14 protein-coding genes are annotated in these 16,559 nt (G+C 71.5%); 9 read left to right on the top strand and 5 right to left on the bottom strand.

Annotation, left to right across the window (positions count from 1 at the left end):
* A complete protein-coding gene (gene dnaA, locus ACLII4_RS00005; protein WP_412068833.1) occupies positions 1 to 1,560 on the top strand; it encodes a chromosomal replication initiator protein DnaA in 1,560 nt (519 codons plus the stop codon).
* An 82-nt stretch (positions 1,561 to 1,642) separates the two neighbouring features.
* Here the strand turns inward: dnaA and zwf are convergent, their stop codons facing one another.
* Complete coding sequence (gene zwf, locus ACLII4_RS00010) at positions 1,643 to 3,187, bottom strand: glucose-6-phosphate dehydrogenase (protein WP_412068834.1); 1,545 nt, start codon at positions 3,185 to 3,187, stop codon at positions 1,643 to 1,645.
* 83 nt (positions 3,188 to 3,270) lie between these two features.
* On the bottom strand, positions 3,271 to 4,731 hold the full coding sequence (gene gndA / locus ACLII4_RS00015) for an NADP-dependent phosphogluconate dehydrogenase (protein WP_412068835.1): 1,461 nt from the start codon (positions 4,729 to 4,731) through the stop codon (positions 3,271 to 3,273).
* 99 nt (positions 4,732 to 4,830) lie between these two features.
* Between gndA and ACLII4_RS00020 the strand changes: the two genes are divergently transcribed.
* From ACLII4_RS00020 to ACLII4_RS00045, 6 genes are all read left to right on the top strand, one after another.
* The gene (locus ACLII4_RS00020; RefSeq protein WP_412068836.1) at positions 4,831 to 5,421 is read left to right on the top strand and encodes a Crp/Fnr family transcriptional regulator; all 591 of its coding nucleotides are present in this window, start codon (positions 4,831 to 4,833) and stop codon (positions 5,419 to 5,421) included.
* 64 nt (positions 5,422 to 5,485) lie between these two features.
* Positions 5,486 to 5,818: a hypothetical protein gene (locus ACLII4_RS00025; protein WP_412068837.1), complete on the top strand. Its 333-nt coding sequence runs from the start codon at positions 5,486 to 5,488 to the stop codon at positions 5,816 to 5,818.
* Positions 5,819 to 5,925: 107 nt separating this feature from the next.
* Entirely contained in the window at positions 5,926 to 8,427 is a 2,502-nt protein-coding gene (gene ccsA, locus ACLII4_RS00030) for a cytochrome c biogenesis protein CcsA (protein ID WP_412068838.1), read from the top strand.
* A 144-nt stretch (positions 8,428 to 8,571) separates the two neighbouring features.
* Positions 8,572 to 9,297 (top strand): hypothetical protein, encoded by a 726-nt coding sequence (locus ACLII4_RS00035; RefSeq protein WP_412068839.1) that lies wholly within the window; start codon positions 8,572 to 8,574, stop codon positions 9,295 to 9,297.
* Positions 9,298 to 9,307: 10 nt separating this feature from the next.
* Positions 9,308 to 10,024: a hypothetical protein gene (locus ACLII4_RS00040; protein WP_412068840.1), complete on the top strand. Its 717-nt coding sequence runs from the start codon at positions 9,308 to 9,310 to the stop codon at positions 10,022 to 10,024.
* Between the two features lie 119 nt (positions 10,025 to 10,143).
* The gene (locus ACLII4_RS00045; protein WP_412068841.1) at positions 10,144 to 11,550 is read left to right on the top strand and encodes a hypothetical protein; all 1,407 of its coding nucleotides are present in this window, start codon (positions 10,144 to 10,146) and stop codon (positions 11,548 to 11,550) included.
* 267 nt (positions 11,551 to 11,817) lie between these two features.
* On the opposite strand, the gene ACLII4_RS00050 is transcribed toward ACLII4_RS00045, so the two are convergent.
* On the bottom strand, positions 11,818 to 12,831 hold the full coding sequence (locus ACLII4_RS00050) for a L,D-transpeptidase (protein WP_412068842.1): 1,014 nt from the start codon (positions 12,829 to 12,831) through the stop codon (positions 11,818 to 11,820).
* A gap of 211 nt (positions 12,832 to 13,042) precedes the next feature.
* Between ACLII4_RS00050 and ACLII4_RS00055 the strand changes: the two genes are divergently transcribed.
* Together ACLII4_RS00055 and ACLII4_RS00060 are read left to right on the top strand one after the other, a co-directional pair.
* Positions 13,043 to 13,414 carry a rhodanese-like domain-containing protein gene (locus ACLII4_RS00055; RefSeq protein WP_412068843.1) on the top strand — a complete coding sequence of 124 codons (372 nt, stop codon included), beginning with the start codon at positions 13,043 to 13,045 and terminating at the stop codon, positions 13,412 to 13,414.
* A 1-nt stretch (position 13,415) separates the two neighbouring features.
* Complete coding sequence (locus ACLII4_RS00060) at positions 13,416 to 13,790, top strand: DUF2237 family protein (RefSeq protein WP_412068844.1); 375 nt, start codon at positions 13,416 to 13,418, stop codon at positions 13,788 to 13,790.
* A 370-nt stretch (positions 13,791 to 14,160) separates the two neighbouring features.
* Here the strand turns inward: ACLII4_RS00060 and ACLII4_RS00065 are convergent, their stop codons facing one another.
* Both ACLII4_RS00065 and ACLII4_RS00070 read right to left on the bottom strand, forming a co-directional pair.
* Entirely contained in the window at positions 14,161 to 15,492 is a 1,332-nt protein-coding gene (locus tag ACLII4_RS00065) for a GntP family permease (protein WP_412068845.1), read from the bottom strand.
* Complete coding sequence (locus tag ACLII4_RS00070) at positions 15,489 to 16,487, bottom strand: SMP-30/gluconolactonase/LRE family protein (RefSeq protein WP_412068846.1); 999 nt, start codon at positions 16,485 to 16,487, stop codon at positions 15,489 to 15,491. The genes ACLII4_RS00065 and ACLII4_RS00070 overlap by 4 nt, the downstream gene beginning before the upstream one ends.
* Positions 16,488 to 16,559 lie beyond the last annotated feature (72 nt).

Genomic DNA, 16,559 nt, shown 5'->3' on the forward strand with positions numbered 1-16,559 from the left:
ATGGACCGCTCGCGCGACGACGTCTGGGACGAGTGCCTCGGGATCATCCGGGACAACATCAGCCGCCAGAGCTTCCGGACGTGGTTCGAGCCCCTCCGGGCGGTCGGGCTGGAGGACGAGGACGGAGCCCTCAAGCTGACCGTCCAGCTCCCGAGCCGCTTCTACTACGAGTGGCTGGAGGAGCACTACTTCGCGCTCTTGCGCAAGACGATCACCAAGGTGCTGGGCCCGGGCGGACGGCTCTACTACGACATCGTCATCGAGCGCGACGAGCCGGCGGCGGGCGGGCGACGCGGCTCGTCGATGGAACTCCCGGCTCGCCAGCCCTCCAACGTCCCCCCGGCTGAGCGGGCGCCTCGCGCCCAACTCCCCGACGGCGTTACCCCGCCGCGCCCCTCGGCCGACGTGCCCTCGGGCGCCGGCCGCGCCCTCGACCCCACGCGCGGCTTCCAGCCCGACCGTCGCCAGCCCCGCCCGGCGCCGTCGGCGCACCCCTTCGCGCTGCCCGGCGTCAAGCCCATCGAGGTCGACCCGCACCTCAACGAGTCGTACACCTTCGAGCGGTTTATCGAGGGCGACTGCAACCGGCTCGCGCGGGCGGCCTCGTGGAGCATCGCCCAGGACCCCGGCGGCACCAGCTTCAACCCGTTCCTGATCTACGGCGGCGTCGGGCTCGGCAAGACGCACCTCATCCAGGCGATTGGCAACTACGCGCTTGCGAACAACCACGCGAAGACGGTCCGCTACGTCTCGTCGGAGATGTTCACCCAGGAGTTCGTCCAGTCGATCCAGTCGAACCGGATCGCGGAGTTTTCCAACTTCTACCGCGGCGTCGACATCCTGATCATCGACGACGTCCAGTTTTTCGGTGGCAAGGAGAAGACGCAGGAGGAGTTCTTCCACATCTTCAACGAGCTCCACCAGCAGGGCAAGCAGCTCGTGCTCTCGGCCGACCGCCCGCCCAAGGACATCGTCGGCATCGAGGAGCGGCTGCTCTCGCGCTTCCAGTGGGGACTCGCGGCCGATGTGCAGCCGCCAGACTACGAGACCCGCGTGGCCATCCTGAACCGCCGCGCCAAGGACGACGGCACGCGCGTCAAGCCGCAGGTGATCGAGTACATCGCCACGCACGTCAAGCGCAACATCCGCGAGCTGGAGGGCGCGCTGATCCGCTTGCAGGCGCACGCGGCGCTGACCTCGCGCGAGATCGACCAGGACCTCGCGCGCGACGTGCTGAAGGACTTGATCAAGGAGTCCCGGCCCGTCCTCACCATCGAGGCCATCCAGTCGGTCGTCTGCGACTACCTCGGCATCCCCGAGGACTTGGTCCGCGCGCGGACGCGCAAGCGGGAAGTCGTGCAGGCCCGGCAGGTGTCGATGTTCTTCTCCAAGGAGATCACGAACCACAGCCTGAAGACGATCGGCCTGCACTTTGGCGGGCGCGACCACTCGACGGTGATCCACGCCGTCCGCTCCGTCGAGAACCAGCGAGACACGGACCCGAGCTTCCGCGAGATGGTGGGCAACGTCCAGAAGCGGCTGGAGCTGCACCAGCGCTAGGGCGGAGGGGCAGGCGGTAGGGGACAGCGAGTCCGAGGCCCCGGGCCGGCGCATCCGCTGGTCGGTGCGCCCCTCCACTCACTCACCCGTCGGCGTCGGCCATGGCCTCGGGGGCGGTCCCGACGGGCGTGGGGTCGGCGGGGAGCGGCTCGGCCCAGGCCCGGCCGTCGCGCGCCAGCAGGCGGTCGGCGGCGGCGGGGCCCCACGTGCCGGAGGCGTAATTGGGGAACTCGGCGGGCGGCGACGCGGCCCACGCCTCGAGGACGGGGTCGACGACGTGCCACGCGGCCTCGACCTGGTCGGCGCGCATGAACAGCGTGGCGTCGCCGCGGATGGCGTCGAGCAGCAGCGTCTCGTAGGCCTCGGGCGGCGTGTCGAAGGCCTCGTCGTAGTCGAACCGCATGGCCACCGGCTGGAGCAGCATCGACGGGCCGGGCCGCTTGGCCTGGAAGCGGAGCACGATGCCCTCGTCGGGCTGGATGCGGAGCACGAGCCGGTTCGGCTGGAACGCCTCGTCGGCGCCGGCGGGGAACGCGCGGTGCGGGACGGGGCGGAACTGGACCGAGATCTCGGAGACGCGGCGCGGCAGCCGCTTGCCGGTCCGGAGGTAGAACGGGACGCCCGTCCAGCGCCAGTTCTCCACTTCGAGCTTGAACGCGGCGTACGTCTCCGTCGCCGAGCGCTTGGCCACGTTCGGCTCCTGACGGTAGCCGGCGACGTGCTCCCCACGGAGGACGCCGGGCCCGTACTGGCCCCGCACGGCGACCTCATGGACGCGCTCGGGCGTGATCGGGCGGAGGGCCTGGAGCACGTCGACCTTCTTGTTCCGGACCTCGTCGGCGGCGAACGCGACCGGCGGCTCCATCGCGACGAGGCAGAGCAGTTGGAGCAGGTGGTTCTGGACCATGTCGCGGACGGCGCCGGCCCGCTCGTAGTATCCAGCCCGGTGCTCCACGCCGACCGTCTCCCCCACCGTGATCTGGACGCTGTCGATGTAGCGCGAGTCCCAGATCGGCTCGAACATGGCGTTCGCGAACCGAAACGCCAGCAGGTTCTGGACGGTCTCCTTGCCGAGGTAGTGGTCGATCCGGAAGACCTGCTTCTCTTGGGCCGACGCCAGCAGGATCCGATCAAGCGCTTGGGCACTGTCGAGGTCGTGCCCGAACGGCTTCTCGACGACGAGCCGGTCGCGGTCGGGGTCCGCGAGCAGGGCCGCGCTCGCCAGCCCGGTCGCGATGGGCTCCACCAGGAACGGGGCGACGGAGAGGTAGAACACGCGGTCCGGCCGCTCGCCGTCGCCGGCGACCGCGTCGAGGTGGGCCGCCAAGCGCTGGTACGTCTCGGCTTCGGTGGCGTCGCCCTGGACGTAGCTCAGGCGCTCGGCGAAGCGGGCCCAGTCGTCGGCCTCGACGTCCTTGGGAAAAAAGCGGCCGAGCGAGTCGGCGGCGTCGCAGGCGAAGGCGACGAAGGCGTCGGGCTCCATCGCCTTGAGGTCCACGCCGACAATGTCCACATCGGCAGGGAGGTGGCCCTCCCGGTGGAGGTCGTAGAGCGCCGGGATCAGCTTGCGGTGGGCGAGGTCGCCGGCGGCCCCGAAGAGAATGAGTTGGACGGACTGAGGAGCCATGTACGGGTTCAGGGTTCGAGGCGCAGGGTTCGGCTTCGACAGGGGGGGTCGGACACCCCTGGACCCCGGACCTTGCCCCTCTCTTACAGCCCGGCCGGGTCCCACTGAGAGTGGAACATGCCGTCTTTGTCGATCCGGGCAAAGGTGTGGGCGCCGAAGTAGTCGCGCTGGGCGGCGACCAAGTTGGCCGGGAGCCACTCGGAGCGGTAGGCGTCGAGGTAGGCGAGCGAGGCCGAGAACGCCGGGAGCGGGATGCCCGCACCGACGCCCAGGCGGACGGCGTCGCGGAGCGCGACCCGGCAATCGGAGAGGATCTCGGTGAAGGCCGGGGCGACGAGCAGGTTGGGGAGGTCGTCGTCGGCGCGGAAGGCCTCGCGGAAGGTCTCCAGCATGTCGGCCCGGATGATGCAGCCGCCCCGCCAGACCTTGGCGACCGTCTCGAGGTCGAGCCCGTACTCGTAGGCGTCGCTGGCGCGCTTCAAGAGCGCGAAGCCCTGGGCGTAGGTGACCAGGAACGCGGCGCGCAAGGCGCGTTCGAGCGAGGCCACGAGATGGTCGGGGTCGTCAGCGCGGCCGGCCGGCGTGCCCAGGAGTTCGGCCGCTGCCACGCGCTCGTCCTTGAGGGCCGAGACGTAGCGGGCGGTGACGGCCGCGTCGATGGTGGGCGTCGGGACGCCAAGGTCGAGGGCGTCCTGGCTCGTCCACTTGCCCGTCCCCTTCTGCTTGGCGGTGTCCTTGATAAAGTCCAGGAGGTAGGGGCCGGTGACGCCTTCCGGTGGGGCCTCGTCGCCCGGCGTCTCGTCCGGCCTCACCTCCACGACCTCGGGCTGGCGCAGGATGTGGGCCGTGATCTCGACGAGGTAGGACGCGAGCGGTCCCGTGTTCCACTCGGCGTAGAGGTCGCCCATCCGGTCGTTGCCGAGCCCGGCCCCGCGCTTCATGAGGTCGTAGGACTCCGCCAGCAGCTGCATCAGCCCGTACTCGATGCCGTTGTGGACCATCTTGACGTAGTGGCCCGAGGCGCCCGCCCCGAGGTGCGCCACGCACGGCTCGCCGTCGACCTTGGCCGCCATGCCTTCCAGGATCGGCGCGACCCGGTCGTAGACGACCTCCGGGCCGCCGGGCATCATGCTCGGCCCGTGGCGGGCGCCGTCCTCACCACCCGAGACGCCCATCCCAAAAAAGTGGAGCCCCTTGGCCGCCATCTCGTCGTGGCGGCGGCGCGTGTCGGGGAAATGCGAGTTGCCGCCGTCGATGACCAGGTCGCCGGAGGACAGCTTGGGCGCCAGCGTCGAGAGGACCGAGTCGACCGCACCGGCGGGCACCATCACCAGGATATTTCGCGGGGCCGGGAGCGCGTCGAGAAACGTGTCGAGGTCGGTCGTCGCGGTGACCGGTCGGGTCGCCTCCTCTTCGAAGCCGCGGACGGCGTCCTCGCCGAGGTCGGTGCCGGCGACGGCGGCGCCCGCGTCGAGGGCGTTGAGGGCGAGGTTGCGGCCCATGATGCCGAGGCCGACGACGCCGAGGTGGGGCTGGGGAGACATGCGGTGCGGAGGGGAGGGGCGGCCGGTACGCGTCGCCTGCGACGCGGTGCCGCACGCGCCGGGGTCGAGAGAGATCTTGCCGCCCCGCCCGCCCCGCCGATGGCCCCCCTCGACGCCGCGCTCGCCGCCCTGCGGTCCTCGTTCGACCAAGTCGCTCCGCTCCCCGATGACGTGTGGGCCGATCTCCGCGACGTGTGGCGCCTCCGCCCAGTCCGCGCGGGTGAGGTGCTCACCCGTGCCGGCGACGTCGAGCGGCGGTTTGCCCAGGTGGCCGAGGGCGTCCAGCGCGGCTACTTCCTGACGCCCGACGCCGCCGAGGTCACGATCGCGTTCGCGTATCCGGCCGACTTCACCGGCGTCCCCGACTCCTTCTTCCTCCAGACGCCCTCGGCCTACACGCTCGAGGCGATGACGGACGGGGCCCAGCTCGAGACCGACCACTCGACGTTCGCCGCACTCGTCGACCGGCACCGGGCGCTCGAGCACTGGGTGTCGCGCCTGCTGGCGCTCGCCCTCGCCGGGCGCGGGAAGCGCGAGCGCGAGATGCTGTCGCTCTCGGCCGAGGCCCGGTACGCCCGGCTCGTCCGCGAATCGCCCCACCTCCTCGACCTCGTCCCGCTCCGGCACGTCGCCTCGTACCTCGGGATGACGCCGGAGACGCTGAGCCGGGTCCGGGCACGCCGTTCTTGACGAGCGTCAAGGCACGGCACGCGGCGGACCGGCGACCATGGGGGGACTCCCCTCCTCCGCCGCCATGGCCACTCTCGACGCTCTCCGTCCGTACCGCCCACTCCTCTGGCTCACCGCTGCCGTCGGCGGGCTGGGCGTCAACGGGCTCTTCTTCTACGCCGCCCTCGTCCGCCCGGAGACGATCGCCGCGGCGTTCGGCAACCCGCTCGCCCTCGCCTTCATCGGGGAGGCCGTCCTCCTCACCGTCCTCGCCGCGTGGCTTATCGCGCGGTCGGACGTGCGGCGCCCCGGGTGGATCGCGTTCGTCGCGATGTCGCTGGCGGGGAGCCTCGCGTTCAGCATCCCCGCGTTCTTGCTGTGGCACGTCCACCGACGGGGCGGACGCGAGGCCGCCTAGCGGACCGCGAGCGCCCGCCAAATCCACGGCCGGCGCATACGAGCGCGCGGGCTCGCCCCGTACCTTTCAGCCCAGGCTGAAACCCCTCGCGCTCGCGCCCTCCCGTGATGATCGGACCCATCGGCCACGTCGCCCTCGTCGTCGCCTTCGTTGCCTCGTTGGCGGCGCTCGTCAGCTTTGCCCTCGCCAGCCGCCAAGCGCCCGACGCCGGGTGGGCCCGGATCGGCCGGTGGAGCTGGGCCACCGTCGGCGCGGGCGTCGTCGTCGCCTCGGCGATGCTGTGGACGGCCCTGTTCGGCGGCCACTACGACCTCGCCTACGTCTACCAGCAGACCTCGACGGCGATGCCGTTCCGGTACACGCTGTCGGCGTTCTGGGCCGGGCAGGAGGGCTCGTTCTTGTTGTGGATCATCATGACGACGATCGTCGGCGGCCTGCTCATCCGGTGGTCCGTGCGGAGCGACGGCGGGGAGCCGGCGACTGAGGCCCGGCGCGTGTTCGCGGCCCCGGTGCTGGCCGTCGTGTCGCTGTGCCAGGCGTTCTTGCTGTCGATGGTGGTCGGCCTCCAGCTGGGCTCGGTCGCCGTCGGCGCCAGCCCGTTCGTGACGCTGGCCGAGAAGTTTCCCGACGCCCCGATGCTCCAGGTCGCCGGCTTCGTCCCGGCCGACGGGCAGGGCTTGAACGACCTGTTGCAGAACCCCTGGATGACCATCCACCCGCCGACGCTGTTCGTCGGGTTCACGCTGCTGATGGTGCCGTTCGCGTTCGCCGTCGCCGGGCTCTACCGCAAGCGCTACACGCAGTGGGTGAAGCCCGCCCTGCCGTGGGCGCTCGCCGGAACCGGCGTGCTCGGCGTGGGCATCATGATGGGCGGCTGGTGGGCCTACGAGACGCTGAGCTTTGGGGGCTGGTGGGCGTGGGATCCGGTCGAGAACTCGTCCCTCGTGCCGTGGATCTTCGCCGTGGCCGGGTTGCACGCGATGGTGGTCCAGAAAAAGACGGCTGCCGGCCACAAGGCGGCGCTGTGGCTGAGCGTGCTCGCGTTCCAGCTCGTCATCTACTCGACGTTCCTGACGCGCTCTGGCATCCTGGGCGACGTGTCGGTCCACAGCTTCGTCGACCTCGGGCTCTACAACCAGCTGCTCCTGTGGATCTCGGCCGTCGGGATTCTGGGCTTCGGGATGCTGGCGTGGCGCTGGCGCGACCTGCCCGCCCCGGCAACGCCCCCGGCGGTGCTGTCCCGAGAGTCGCTCGTCTTCACCGGAGCGCTCTTGCTGGCGGTGACGGGCGGCGTGATCGCGCTCGGCACGTCCGCCCCCATCTTCGGCAAGCTCTTCCGCGACAACCCGAGCGCCGTGCCGGTCGAGTTCTACACGACGTGGACGGTCCCGCTCGCGGTCGCGATCGCGTTCCTGGGCGGGATGGCGCAGCTCTTCTGGTGGCGCAAGATGTCCGTCGAGGACGCGAACCGCGTGCTGTTCCGGCCCGTCGTCGCGACCGTCGTGAGCACGGCGGCCGTCGTGCTGCTGACGCCGTTCGTGCAGGAGACCGTCGCGCCCGGGCCGGGCCTAGGCGTCGAGGCGCCGGTCGCCGCCGCCGCCGAGGCGGGGATCCTGCCGACCGCGATCTCGACGTTCTTCGCCACGCACGGCACCTCGCTGTTGCTGCTCTTGCTGCTCTTCGCCTCGTTCTTCATGCTGTGGGGCAACCTGTCCGTGATGTGGCGGGTCGGGCGCGGCAACCTCAAGATGGTCGGCGGCAGCCTGACGCACGTCGGCTTCGGGCTGGTGCTGCTCGGCACGTTCGCGTCGTCGGTCTTCAACGACCCCATTTCGGACGGCAACGGGACCGACATCCAGGGCCGCCGCGACAACGTGGTCGTCCCGCTCGGCCGCACGGTCGCGGCCGACGGCTACCGCTGGACGTACACCGGCCAGGAGGTCAACGCCGAGGGCCGCCCGGTCTACGTGATGGACGTCGTCAACCGCAACGGCGAGCAGTTCCAGACGCGCAACGTGGTCTACAAGGACGGCCGCGACCAGTGGATCCAGCACCCCGACGTGCGCGAGGGCGTCGTCAAGGACCTCTACGTCGCCGTTTTCCCGTCGGCGATGAGCGAGAACACAGGCGAGGGCCAGGCCGAGACCGAGCTGGCGCGCGGCGAGGCCGTCGCCCTGTCGACACCCGCCCGCGACGACGCCTACTCGGTGACGTTCGTCGACTACGAGCTCGAGGTCGACCTCGACGCCGTCGGCTTGGTCGCCTCTGAGGTCGACCTCGCCGTCGCCGCGCGTCTGGAGGTGACGAACCACGCGACGGGCGAGACGCGCACGCTGCGCCCGGTCTACGTCATCACGACCGACGGCCAGCAGCAGTTCGTCCAGAACCGCACCCTCGACTGGGGCTTGGGCGTCGCCTTCGCGGGGATGGTGGTCGACGAAGGGGCCATCCGACTCGTGTTCGAGGGCGCGACGGTCGCGGCCGAGGACTGGGTCGTCGTACAGGCCTACGAGAAGCCGTGGATCTCGCTGCTGTGGCTCGGGACCGGCATCGTCGGGCTCGGCTTCGGCATCGCCTTCGCGCGGCGCATCGGCGAGGCGCGGCGGTAAGAGGAGAGGACAGGAGGAGAAGAGGACTAGCAGATGCATGCGGACGGAGGCCTTTGGCCTGGCACCCTCTTTCTCTTCTACTCCTCTCTCCGTAACCCGGCAGGGCGAGGACCGTAGGGCGCGGCACACTTCCCAACCGTTCTCTTGCGCCTTCTCGCTCTCGCCGCCCTGCTCGCGGCCGTCCCCGCCCTCGCCCAAGACACCGTCGTTCTCGCCCCCGGCCACGCCGACCTCGCGACCGCCGCGGTCACCGTCCGCGACGTGACGCTCGACGTCCGGATCGTCCAGCCGTCCGTCCAGTCTCTCGGCACGATCAGCGAGACCGTCACCCAGCACGACGACGGGACGGTGACCGTGATGCGGGCCATCGACCTGTCGATGCCCGGCGGCAACGGCCAGAGCGAGCGCGACACGACGCGGTTTGCGTGGCCCTCGCTGGCGCCGGTCTCGTACGCGTCGACCGACCTCAACGGCGGCGACCGCGAGCAAGTCCGCTTCGACGGCTTGCGCATGACCGGCTCGTACGGCGACAACGGCGCCACGCCGCTGGCGTTCGACCTCAGCGCCGAGTCGCCCGTGTTCGGGCCCGGCTCCATCGCGCTCATCGCGCGTGCCGTCCCGCTCCGCGAGGGCTACACCGCCACCGCACCCACGTTCTCGGGCGAGCACCGCTTCCGCGACGCCGCGATCGAAGTCGTCGGCCGCGAGGACGCCACCCGCCGCGACGGCTCGACGGTGTCGGCGTTCGTCGTGGAATCCTCGGTCGGCGGCCGCACCCAGCGCTATTTCGTGGATCCCGAGACCCGCGACCTCCTCAAGATGACCGTCGCGCCCGCCCCGGGCTACCTCGTCGAAGCCACCCCCCGCTAGCCTCCCGCCCATGCGTTTCCTCCTCCTCTCGCTCCTGCTCGCGGCCTCCGCCAGCGCCCAGGCCCCCGACACGCTCACCGTCGCGCCGGGCGACGGCACGCTCGTGACCGACTGGCTCGCGCCCGGCACCACGTCGTACACCATCCGGCTGGTCCAGCCGATCCAGCAGGACGTCGGCACGGCGGTCGAGACGATCGCCATCGACGGCGGCGTGGTCACGCGCGTGACGAACGTGTCCGTCCCGATGCAGGGGATGCTCCAGACGGACACGCTCGTGGCCGACGCCGAGACGCTGACGCCGAGCACGCACGTTTCGGAGGGCGGGCCCTCCGACGCCTCGCTCGAGTTTATGGACGAGGGCATCGTCGGGCTGCTCACGCCCCAGGACGGCGAGGCCAAGACGGTGATGGTGATGACCAACGGGCCCGTCTTCGACAGCGCCTGGATGGGCGAGATCGCGCAGAGCCTGCCGCTCGAGGCCGGGCTCGTGGCCCGCGTCCAGGCCTACGCCACGCAGTCGCCCGACGAGACGTTCATGGCCGTGCTCACCGTCGGCGCGGCCGGCACGACGGCGACGCCCGACGGCGACCGGGCCTCGGTGCCCGTGACCGTCGAGATGGGCCCGCTGACGATGACCTACGCCGTCGACGCCGAGACGCGGGCGCTGCTGTCGACGCAGTTCTCGCCCCAGCCGGGCGTCGTCATCGAGATCGCCCCGGCCGAGTAGCCCGCTGCTCCCGGACCGCCCGCCCGTCGACGAGGCCCGTCGGCGGGCGGTGGCGTGCCGGACCACGGGGCGACCCGGCTCGTATCCTCCCTCTCCCCTTTCCGACACAACCGACACACATGCGCGCATTTCTCGCCCTGATGGCCCTCGCCGTCGTCGCGGCCCCGGCCTTTGCCCAGGTCACCCTGCGGCCCGGCCACCCCGACCTCCTGACCGCCGGGCTCTCGCTCGACACCGAGACCGTCCGCGTCCGCGTGACCGAGCCCCGCCCGGCCGACCTCGGGCTCGTCGCCACGACCGTCGAGCGCGACGGCGACACGGTCACCATGAGCACGAACGCCGACGTGCCCCGCGCGGGCCAGGTCTACGACGTCACGGTCTCGATGGCGTGGCCGACGCTGGCGCCGATCCTGCGCGAGCGCTCCACGAACGGCGACGCCGGCACGACGCGCTACGATGGCGCCCGCGTCACCGGCACGTACGGCCGTGGCGAGTGGGATCCGCTCCCGTTCGACATCACGCTGCCCGCCGAGGTCTTCTTCCCCGAGGCGCTCCCCGTCATCGCCCGCGCGCTGCCCTTCGCCGAGGGCTACGTGGCGACGGTCCCGACGTTCACGGCCGAGCGCCGCGTCCGCGACTACACGCTGACCGTAACCGGCCAGCAGGACTTCCAGCGCGCCGACGGCTCGACCGTCACGGCGTGGGTCGTCGAGGAGACGAGCCAGGGCCGCGGCTCGTCCGCTCGGAAGTACTTCGTCGAGGACGGCACCCGGATCCTGGTCGCCTCCACGACGACGGCGACCGGCGACACCGAGATCGTGACGGAGCCCGTCACCGAGGCGATGCTGGCGGCGATGGACGCCGAGACGCCCGCCATCGAGCTGCGCCCCGGCCTCGACCGCCTCGACCTCAGCGGCCTGACGGACTACGAGGGCGACTACGTCGTCAAGATCGTCCAGCCGATCCAGCAGGACGCCGGCACGGCCACGCGGCGCATGGTGGTGGACGAGGCCGCCGGGACGGTCACGCTGACGACGACGACGGAGATCGCGATGGCCGGCCAGCGGACGTCGGAGACGGCCGTCGCCGCCTACCCCTCGCTCGCGCCGATCTCGGTGATGAGCGACAACAACGGCTCGGTCACCGACCTAGCATACACGGCGAACGCCGTCTCGGGCACCAAGACGGAGGGCGGCGGCGACCCCGACCCGGTCGACATGATGTTCGAGATGCCGGCCTACGCCGGCTCCTGGGTGTTCGAGATCGTCCGGCTGGTGCCCTTCGAGGAGGGCTGGCGCGGCACGCTCCACACCATCTCGTCGGAGGACGGCCCCGAGGAGACGACCGTGACCGTCGTCGGCCGCGACGACGTGGGCGGCGTCTCGGCGTGGATCGTCGAGGCCCAGCCCTCCGAGGGCGGCCCGATCGAGTTCGCCATCCACCCCGACACGCGCGAGATGCTCCGCACGCGGCTCCAGCCCCAGGTCGGCGTCGTCGTCGACATCGTGCCGGCGGCGGCCGAGTAGTCGGCCCGCCCGATTCGTTTGGGAGCGCCCCGCCGGCTTGTGCTGGCGGGGCGCTCTTGTTGATATGACCTGCCGGTGCCTGTCTCCAGCGTCGCGGCCGGGTCCCCAGATCGATCGGCAAGGGCGATCCCGGGGTCACGGCACGGACGTCAGGTCGCCCGTCGAGTCGCCCGTCCGCAAGCGGGGCCAGGCCTGAGGGCGCGCACAAACGGCGAGCGCCCCGCCAATGGGTGGCGGGGCGCTCAGGGATCGGACGGCGACGGCGCGCTAGCGGCGGCCGGCGAGCCGGTCGAAGGCGCGCTGCTGCTCGGTCCCGGCGGGGACGGCGTACGGGTCCGGCGGGAGGCTGACCATCCGGATCACCGGGTAGCGCTCGCGGTGCAAGAATGGCTGGGGCGCTTCAGAGATGTCCTCGCCGATGATGAGCACCATCGTGCCCTGATCGGTGATCTTGGCGCCGACCGACGAGATCGGGTCGCGCTGGTTCTGGACGTCCCAGGTGTCGGTCCAGGTGTAGAGCCACTGCGCGTCGGGCTCTAGCAAGCGGATGCAGCCGTGGGAGGCCGGGCCCGAGGTAGGCAGCGCGTACTGGTGCATGTGGATGCCGCGCGCCTCGTGGAGGTTCATCACCCAGTACATCTCCCAGAGCTCGGCGCCGGGCGCCGTCGAGCCGTAGCCCGGGCTCAGCGTGCTCACGCGGTAGTCCTGCTTCCAGTTGATGTTGAACCGGCCGCTCGGCGTCCGCGCGCTCTCGACGCCGGTGCTGATGATGCCCCACCGCGCCAGCTCGCCGTTCTCGTAGGCGCCCCACGCCTGGATCTGCTTGTCGAGAATGACCACCTTGTCGATCTGCCGGGCGCCGGGGTAGTAGCGGGGGAACGGCGAGTAGGCCCGGAAGTCGAGCCCGAAATGGGTCGGCACGACGAGCGTGTCGCCGGGCTGGAGGTTCTCGAGGTCGTTGCGGTTGAGCAGCCACAGGAGCGGCTTGATCACGTCGCGGTCGCCGCCGAAGCGGCTGTAGAGCGACAACCGCGCCTCCAGCCGGTTCTGGCCTTGGGGCACGACGTAGTAGTCGTAGTACACGCGCGGGACCTCGCGGATGGACTCGGCGGTCCGCCGGTTCATCGTGTCGACCAGCCACGACTGGCTGAAGTAGGTGACCGGGCCGTCTTGGGCGAAGTCGGCCGAGATGGCCGCGTCGGCGGCGCGGTCAGCGGCGCTCTGAGCACCGACGACAGGCCCGGCGAGGGCGACGGCGAACAGGAGAAGGGCGAGACGCATGGGAATCGAATGCTGAGGTCGGGGCGAGTATACCCGCCGGGTCGGCGGGAGGGTCCGCACCGGTCTGTGCGGACTCTGTGCCGTCGGAGCGCGAGCGCCGTTCACCGGCCCGGAACGGACGCGATGACGGCCGATTGCCTTTCGCTGTCTCGGCACGCGTGAGGAACCTGCGCTGGGCTGGCGCGCTCCATCCTCCCTCCCTGACCGACCGATGGACCACGCCCCTCGCTTCGTCGCGCTCGTCGACGCCGCCCGCGCCCAGATCGCCGAGACCGACGCCCCCGCCGTCCGCCAGCGGATGATCGACGGCGACCCCTTCACGCTCGTCGACGTCCGCGAGCGGGCCGAGTGGGACCGCGGCCACCTGCCGGGCGCCGTCCACCTTGGGCGCGGCGTCCTGGAGCGCGACGCCGAAGAGGCGCTGCCCGACCTCGGCGCGCCGATCGTGCTGTACTGCGGCGGCGGCTACCGCTCGGCGCTGGCGGCCCAGTCGCTGGGCGCGATGGGCTACACGGCCGTCGAGTCCATGGACGGCGGCTGGCGGGCGTGGACCGGCGCGGGCTTCCCCACCGAGACCGACTGACATGCAGCTCCTCCCCTCCAAAAACGTCTTGGGCGGCGACTTGGTCGCCTGCAGCCGCGCCCCGATGACCGGCTTCTACCGCGACGGCTGCTGCGAGACCGGGCCGGACGACCACGGCACGCACGTCGTCTGCGCCGTGATGACGGCCGACTTCCTGGCCTTCTCGCGCGCCCGCGGCAACGACCTCTCGACGCCCCGCCCCGAGTTCCGCTTCCCCGGCCTGCGGCCCGGCGACCGCTGGTGCCTGTGCCTCAGCCGCTGGGCCGAGGCACTGGAAGCCGGCGTCGCGCCGGACGTGGTGCTGGAGGCGACGCACGAGAAGGCACTGGCCGTCGTTGGGCTGGACGCGCTCCGCGAGCACGCGGTCGACGCGTAGAGGGGTGCGACGGTCCAGCATGAGGCCCCACCGCGTCATCTTGAGAGACTGTCTGGGAAAGTCACCGCCCCTCAACAGAGTCCTCCCCGCGCAGGCGGGGACCCATACGGCGATACTCGAGAGGCGCCTGATGGCCCCTCACCCTCTCCCACAGGGAGAGGGGACGCCGTAGCGAGCCTGTGCCACTCCCCGAACAGTCTCTGAGCGAGCGCAGCGAATCGACGAGTCTGCCCCGGACCGAGTCCGGGGAATCAGCCGACTACCACGTCTCATATCGCACTGTAGCTGAGAGCTGCGCGGCGGAGATCCTTCGACTGCGTTCCGGGCTCCACCCTCCACTCCGCTCAGGATGACACGGCCGAGAGGCCCGCTACGCCATCGGGACGAGCCACGCCAGCAGGAGCGTCGTCGCGAACGCCACCAAGCCGACGAGCGCGAGCAGCGGCGTCCACGTCCTGAGCGTCTCGACCTCGCCGAGCCCGCCCATCGTGGCGAAGATCCAGAACCCGCTGTCGTTCATCCACGAGCCCACCAAGGATCCGCTGGCGATGGCCGTGGCGAGGTAGACCGCGTGGAACGGCAGGTCGACGCCCGCGACGGCGCCGGAGACCAGCCCGACCGTCGTGATCATGGCGACCGTCGACGAGCCCTGGGCGGTCTTGAGGAGGCTAGCTGTCCCGAAGGCGAGAAACAGAAGGGAAAAGCCGCCTGCGCCGCCGCCCACGAGCCCGGCCACCACGTCGCCGACACCGGCCGCGCGGAGCATCGCCCCGAACGCGCCGCCCGCCGCCGTGATCAGGATGATGACGCCGGCCGCCATCAGCGCCGCCTCGACCGACGCCGCGAGCGCCCGGCGGTCCGTCCCCCGCTGGCGGACCTGGACGGCCAGCGCGGCGACGGCCGCCAGCCCAAGCGCGAGGTTCGGGTTGCCGAGCGCCGCCAGCACGGGCACGGTGCGGTCGAGCGCCGTCGCGACGGTCGCCGCGCCGATCAGCGCGACGGGCAGCCCGACCGGCAGCAGCGCGAGGCCCAGCGACGGCAGCGCAAGCGGCTCTCCGGGTGACGGGTCGGACGCCAGCGCCTGGGGCACGGGCTGCGACATCCGGCGGTCCGCCCAGCCTGCGAACAGCAGCACGGCGGCCGTGCACGGGACGGCGATCACCAGCCCCACGCCCATCATCGTCCCGAGGTCGACGCCCAACTCGGCGGCCGTCACGAGGGGGCCCGGCGTCGGCGGGACGAGCGTGTGCGAGATCGCTGCGCCGCCCGCGACCGCGAGAAGCAGTTTGAGGTACCCGCGCCCCGAGGCCCGCGCCGCCGACCGCGCGAGTGGGATCAGCAGGTAGAACACGGTGTCGAAAAAGACCGGGATCGCCAGCACCGCCCCGCTGGCGGCGAGCGCGGGCGCCGCCCGCTCGGGGTGGTCAGTGCCGGTGAACGCGCGGACGACCCGGTCGGCGGCGCCACTCGCGGTCATCGCCGAGCCGATGACGGCGGCGAACGCGATGACGATGCCGATGGACGCGGCCGTCGCCCCGAACGCCTCCGCAACGCGCGCGACGGACTCGCCCGTCGGGCCGTCCGCCAGCAGGCTTACCGCGAGTGCCGCCGCGAGCAGCGCCAGGAACGCGTGCACACGCCCCACGACGATCAGACCCAAGACCGTCGCCATCCCGACGGCCAGGATCACGACCGGGCTCACTCGCCGAACCCGACGCCCCGGGCGGTCACTCGGATGCGGAGCAGCCGGTCGTGGGACGTGAGGTAGAGCGCGTGCCCGTCGTCGCCGAAGGTGAGGTTGGCGGTCGCCCGCTCGGTCCGGATCGTGCCGAGGTGCGTGCCGTCGGGCGCCAGCAGCAGCACGCCGCCGGGCCCGGTCGCGAAGAGCGTCCCGTCGTCGGCCATCGCCATCCCGTCGGGCAGGCCGGGGTTGGCCTCGCCCACCATCGGCGTCGCGTCGAAGAGCAGGCGGCCCTCGCCGAGCGAGCCGTCCGGCGCGACCGGGTACGCGCGCCAGATCGCCTGGGCCGGGTCCGAGTTGGCGACGTAGAGCGTCCGCTCGTCGGCCGATAGGATGACGCCGTTCGGCCACGTGAGGTCGTCGATGAGGAGGGCGACCGTGCCGTCGGGGTCGACGCGGTAGACGCCGTTGTGCGGCTGCTCTTTGTCGGGCGAGTCGTCCCGCCCCGCCAACCCATACGGCGGGTCGGTGACGAACAGGGCGCCGGACGAATGCAGCGCGAGGTCGTTGGGGCTGTTGAAGCGACGCCCCTCGTAGCCGTCGGCGATCGTCTCCCGGACCCAGGAGCCCGGGATGAGCCGGGTGACGGCGCGCGAGCCGTGGTCGGCGAGCAGCAGGCGGCCCTCGGCGTCCAAGATCAGCCCGTTGCTCCCCACGCTGGCGTCTTGGCCCGGCGCCAGCGCCAGCCCGGACGGGCGCAGGAAGACGCTCAGGCCGTCGGCGTCGGACCACCGCCAGACCGTGTTGCCGGGCACGTCGCTAAACAGCAGGTCCCCCTCGGCCGGCCGCCACACCGGGCCCTCGGACCAGATGAATCCCTCCGCCAGCACCTCTGTCTCGGCATCGTCGGGGACGCGCTCGCGGAAGGCGTCGGAGGGCTGACTGCGTGGACCCGTGTCGGGTTGGGCGAGGGCGCTGGCGGCCAGCAGGCCGGCGACGAAGATGAAACGGCGCATGGCGATTCCGGAGGGCTCGACCGGAGGATAGTGCGCCTGCGGCGTCCCTGTTTATCCGAGGGTTCGGGCCGT

It is taken from the genome of Rubrivirga aquatilis (assembly GCF_046845665.1).
Lineage (GTDB): Bacteria > Bacteroidota > Rhodothermia > Rhodothermales > Rubricoccaceae > Rubrivirga.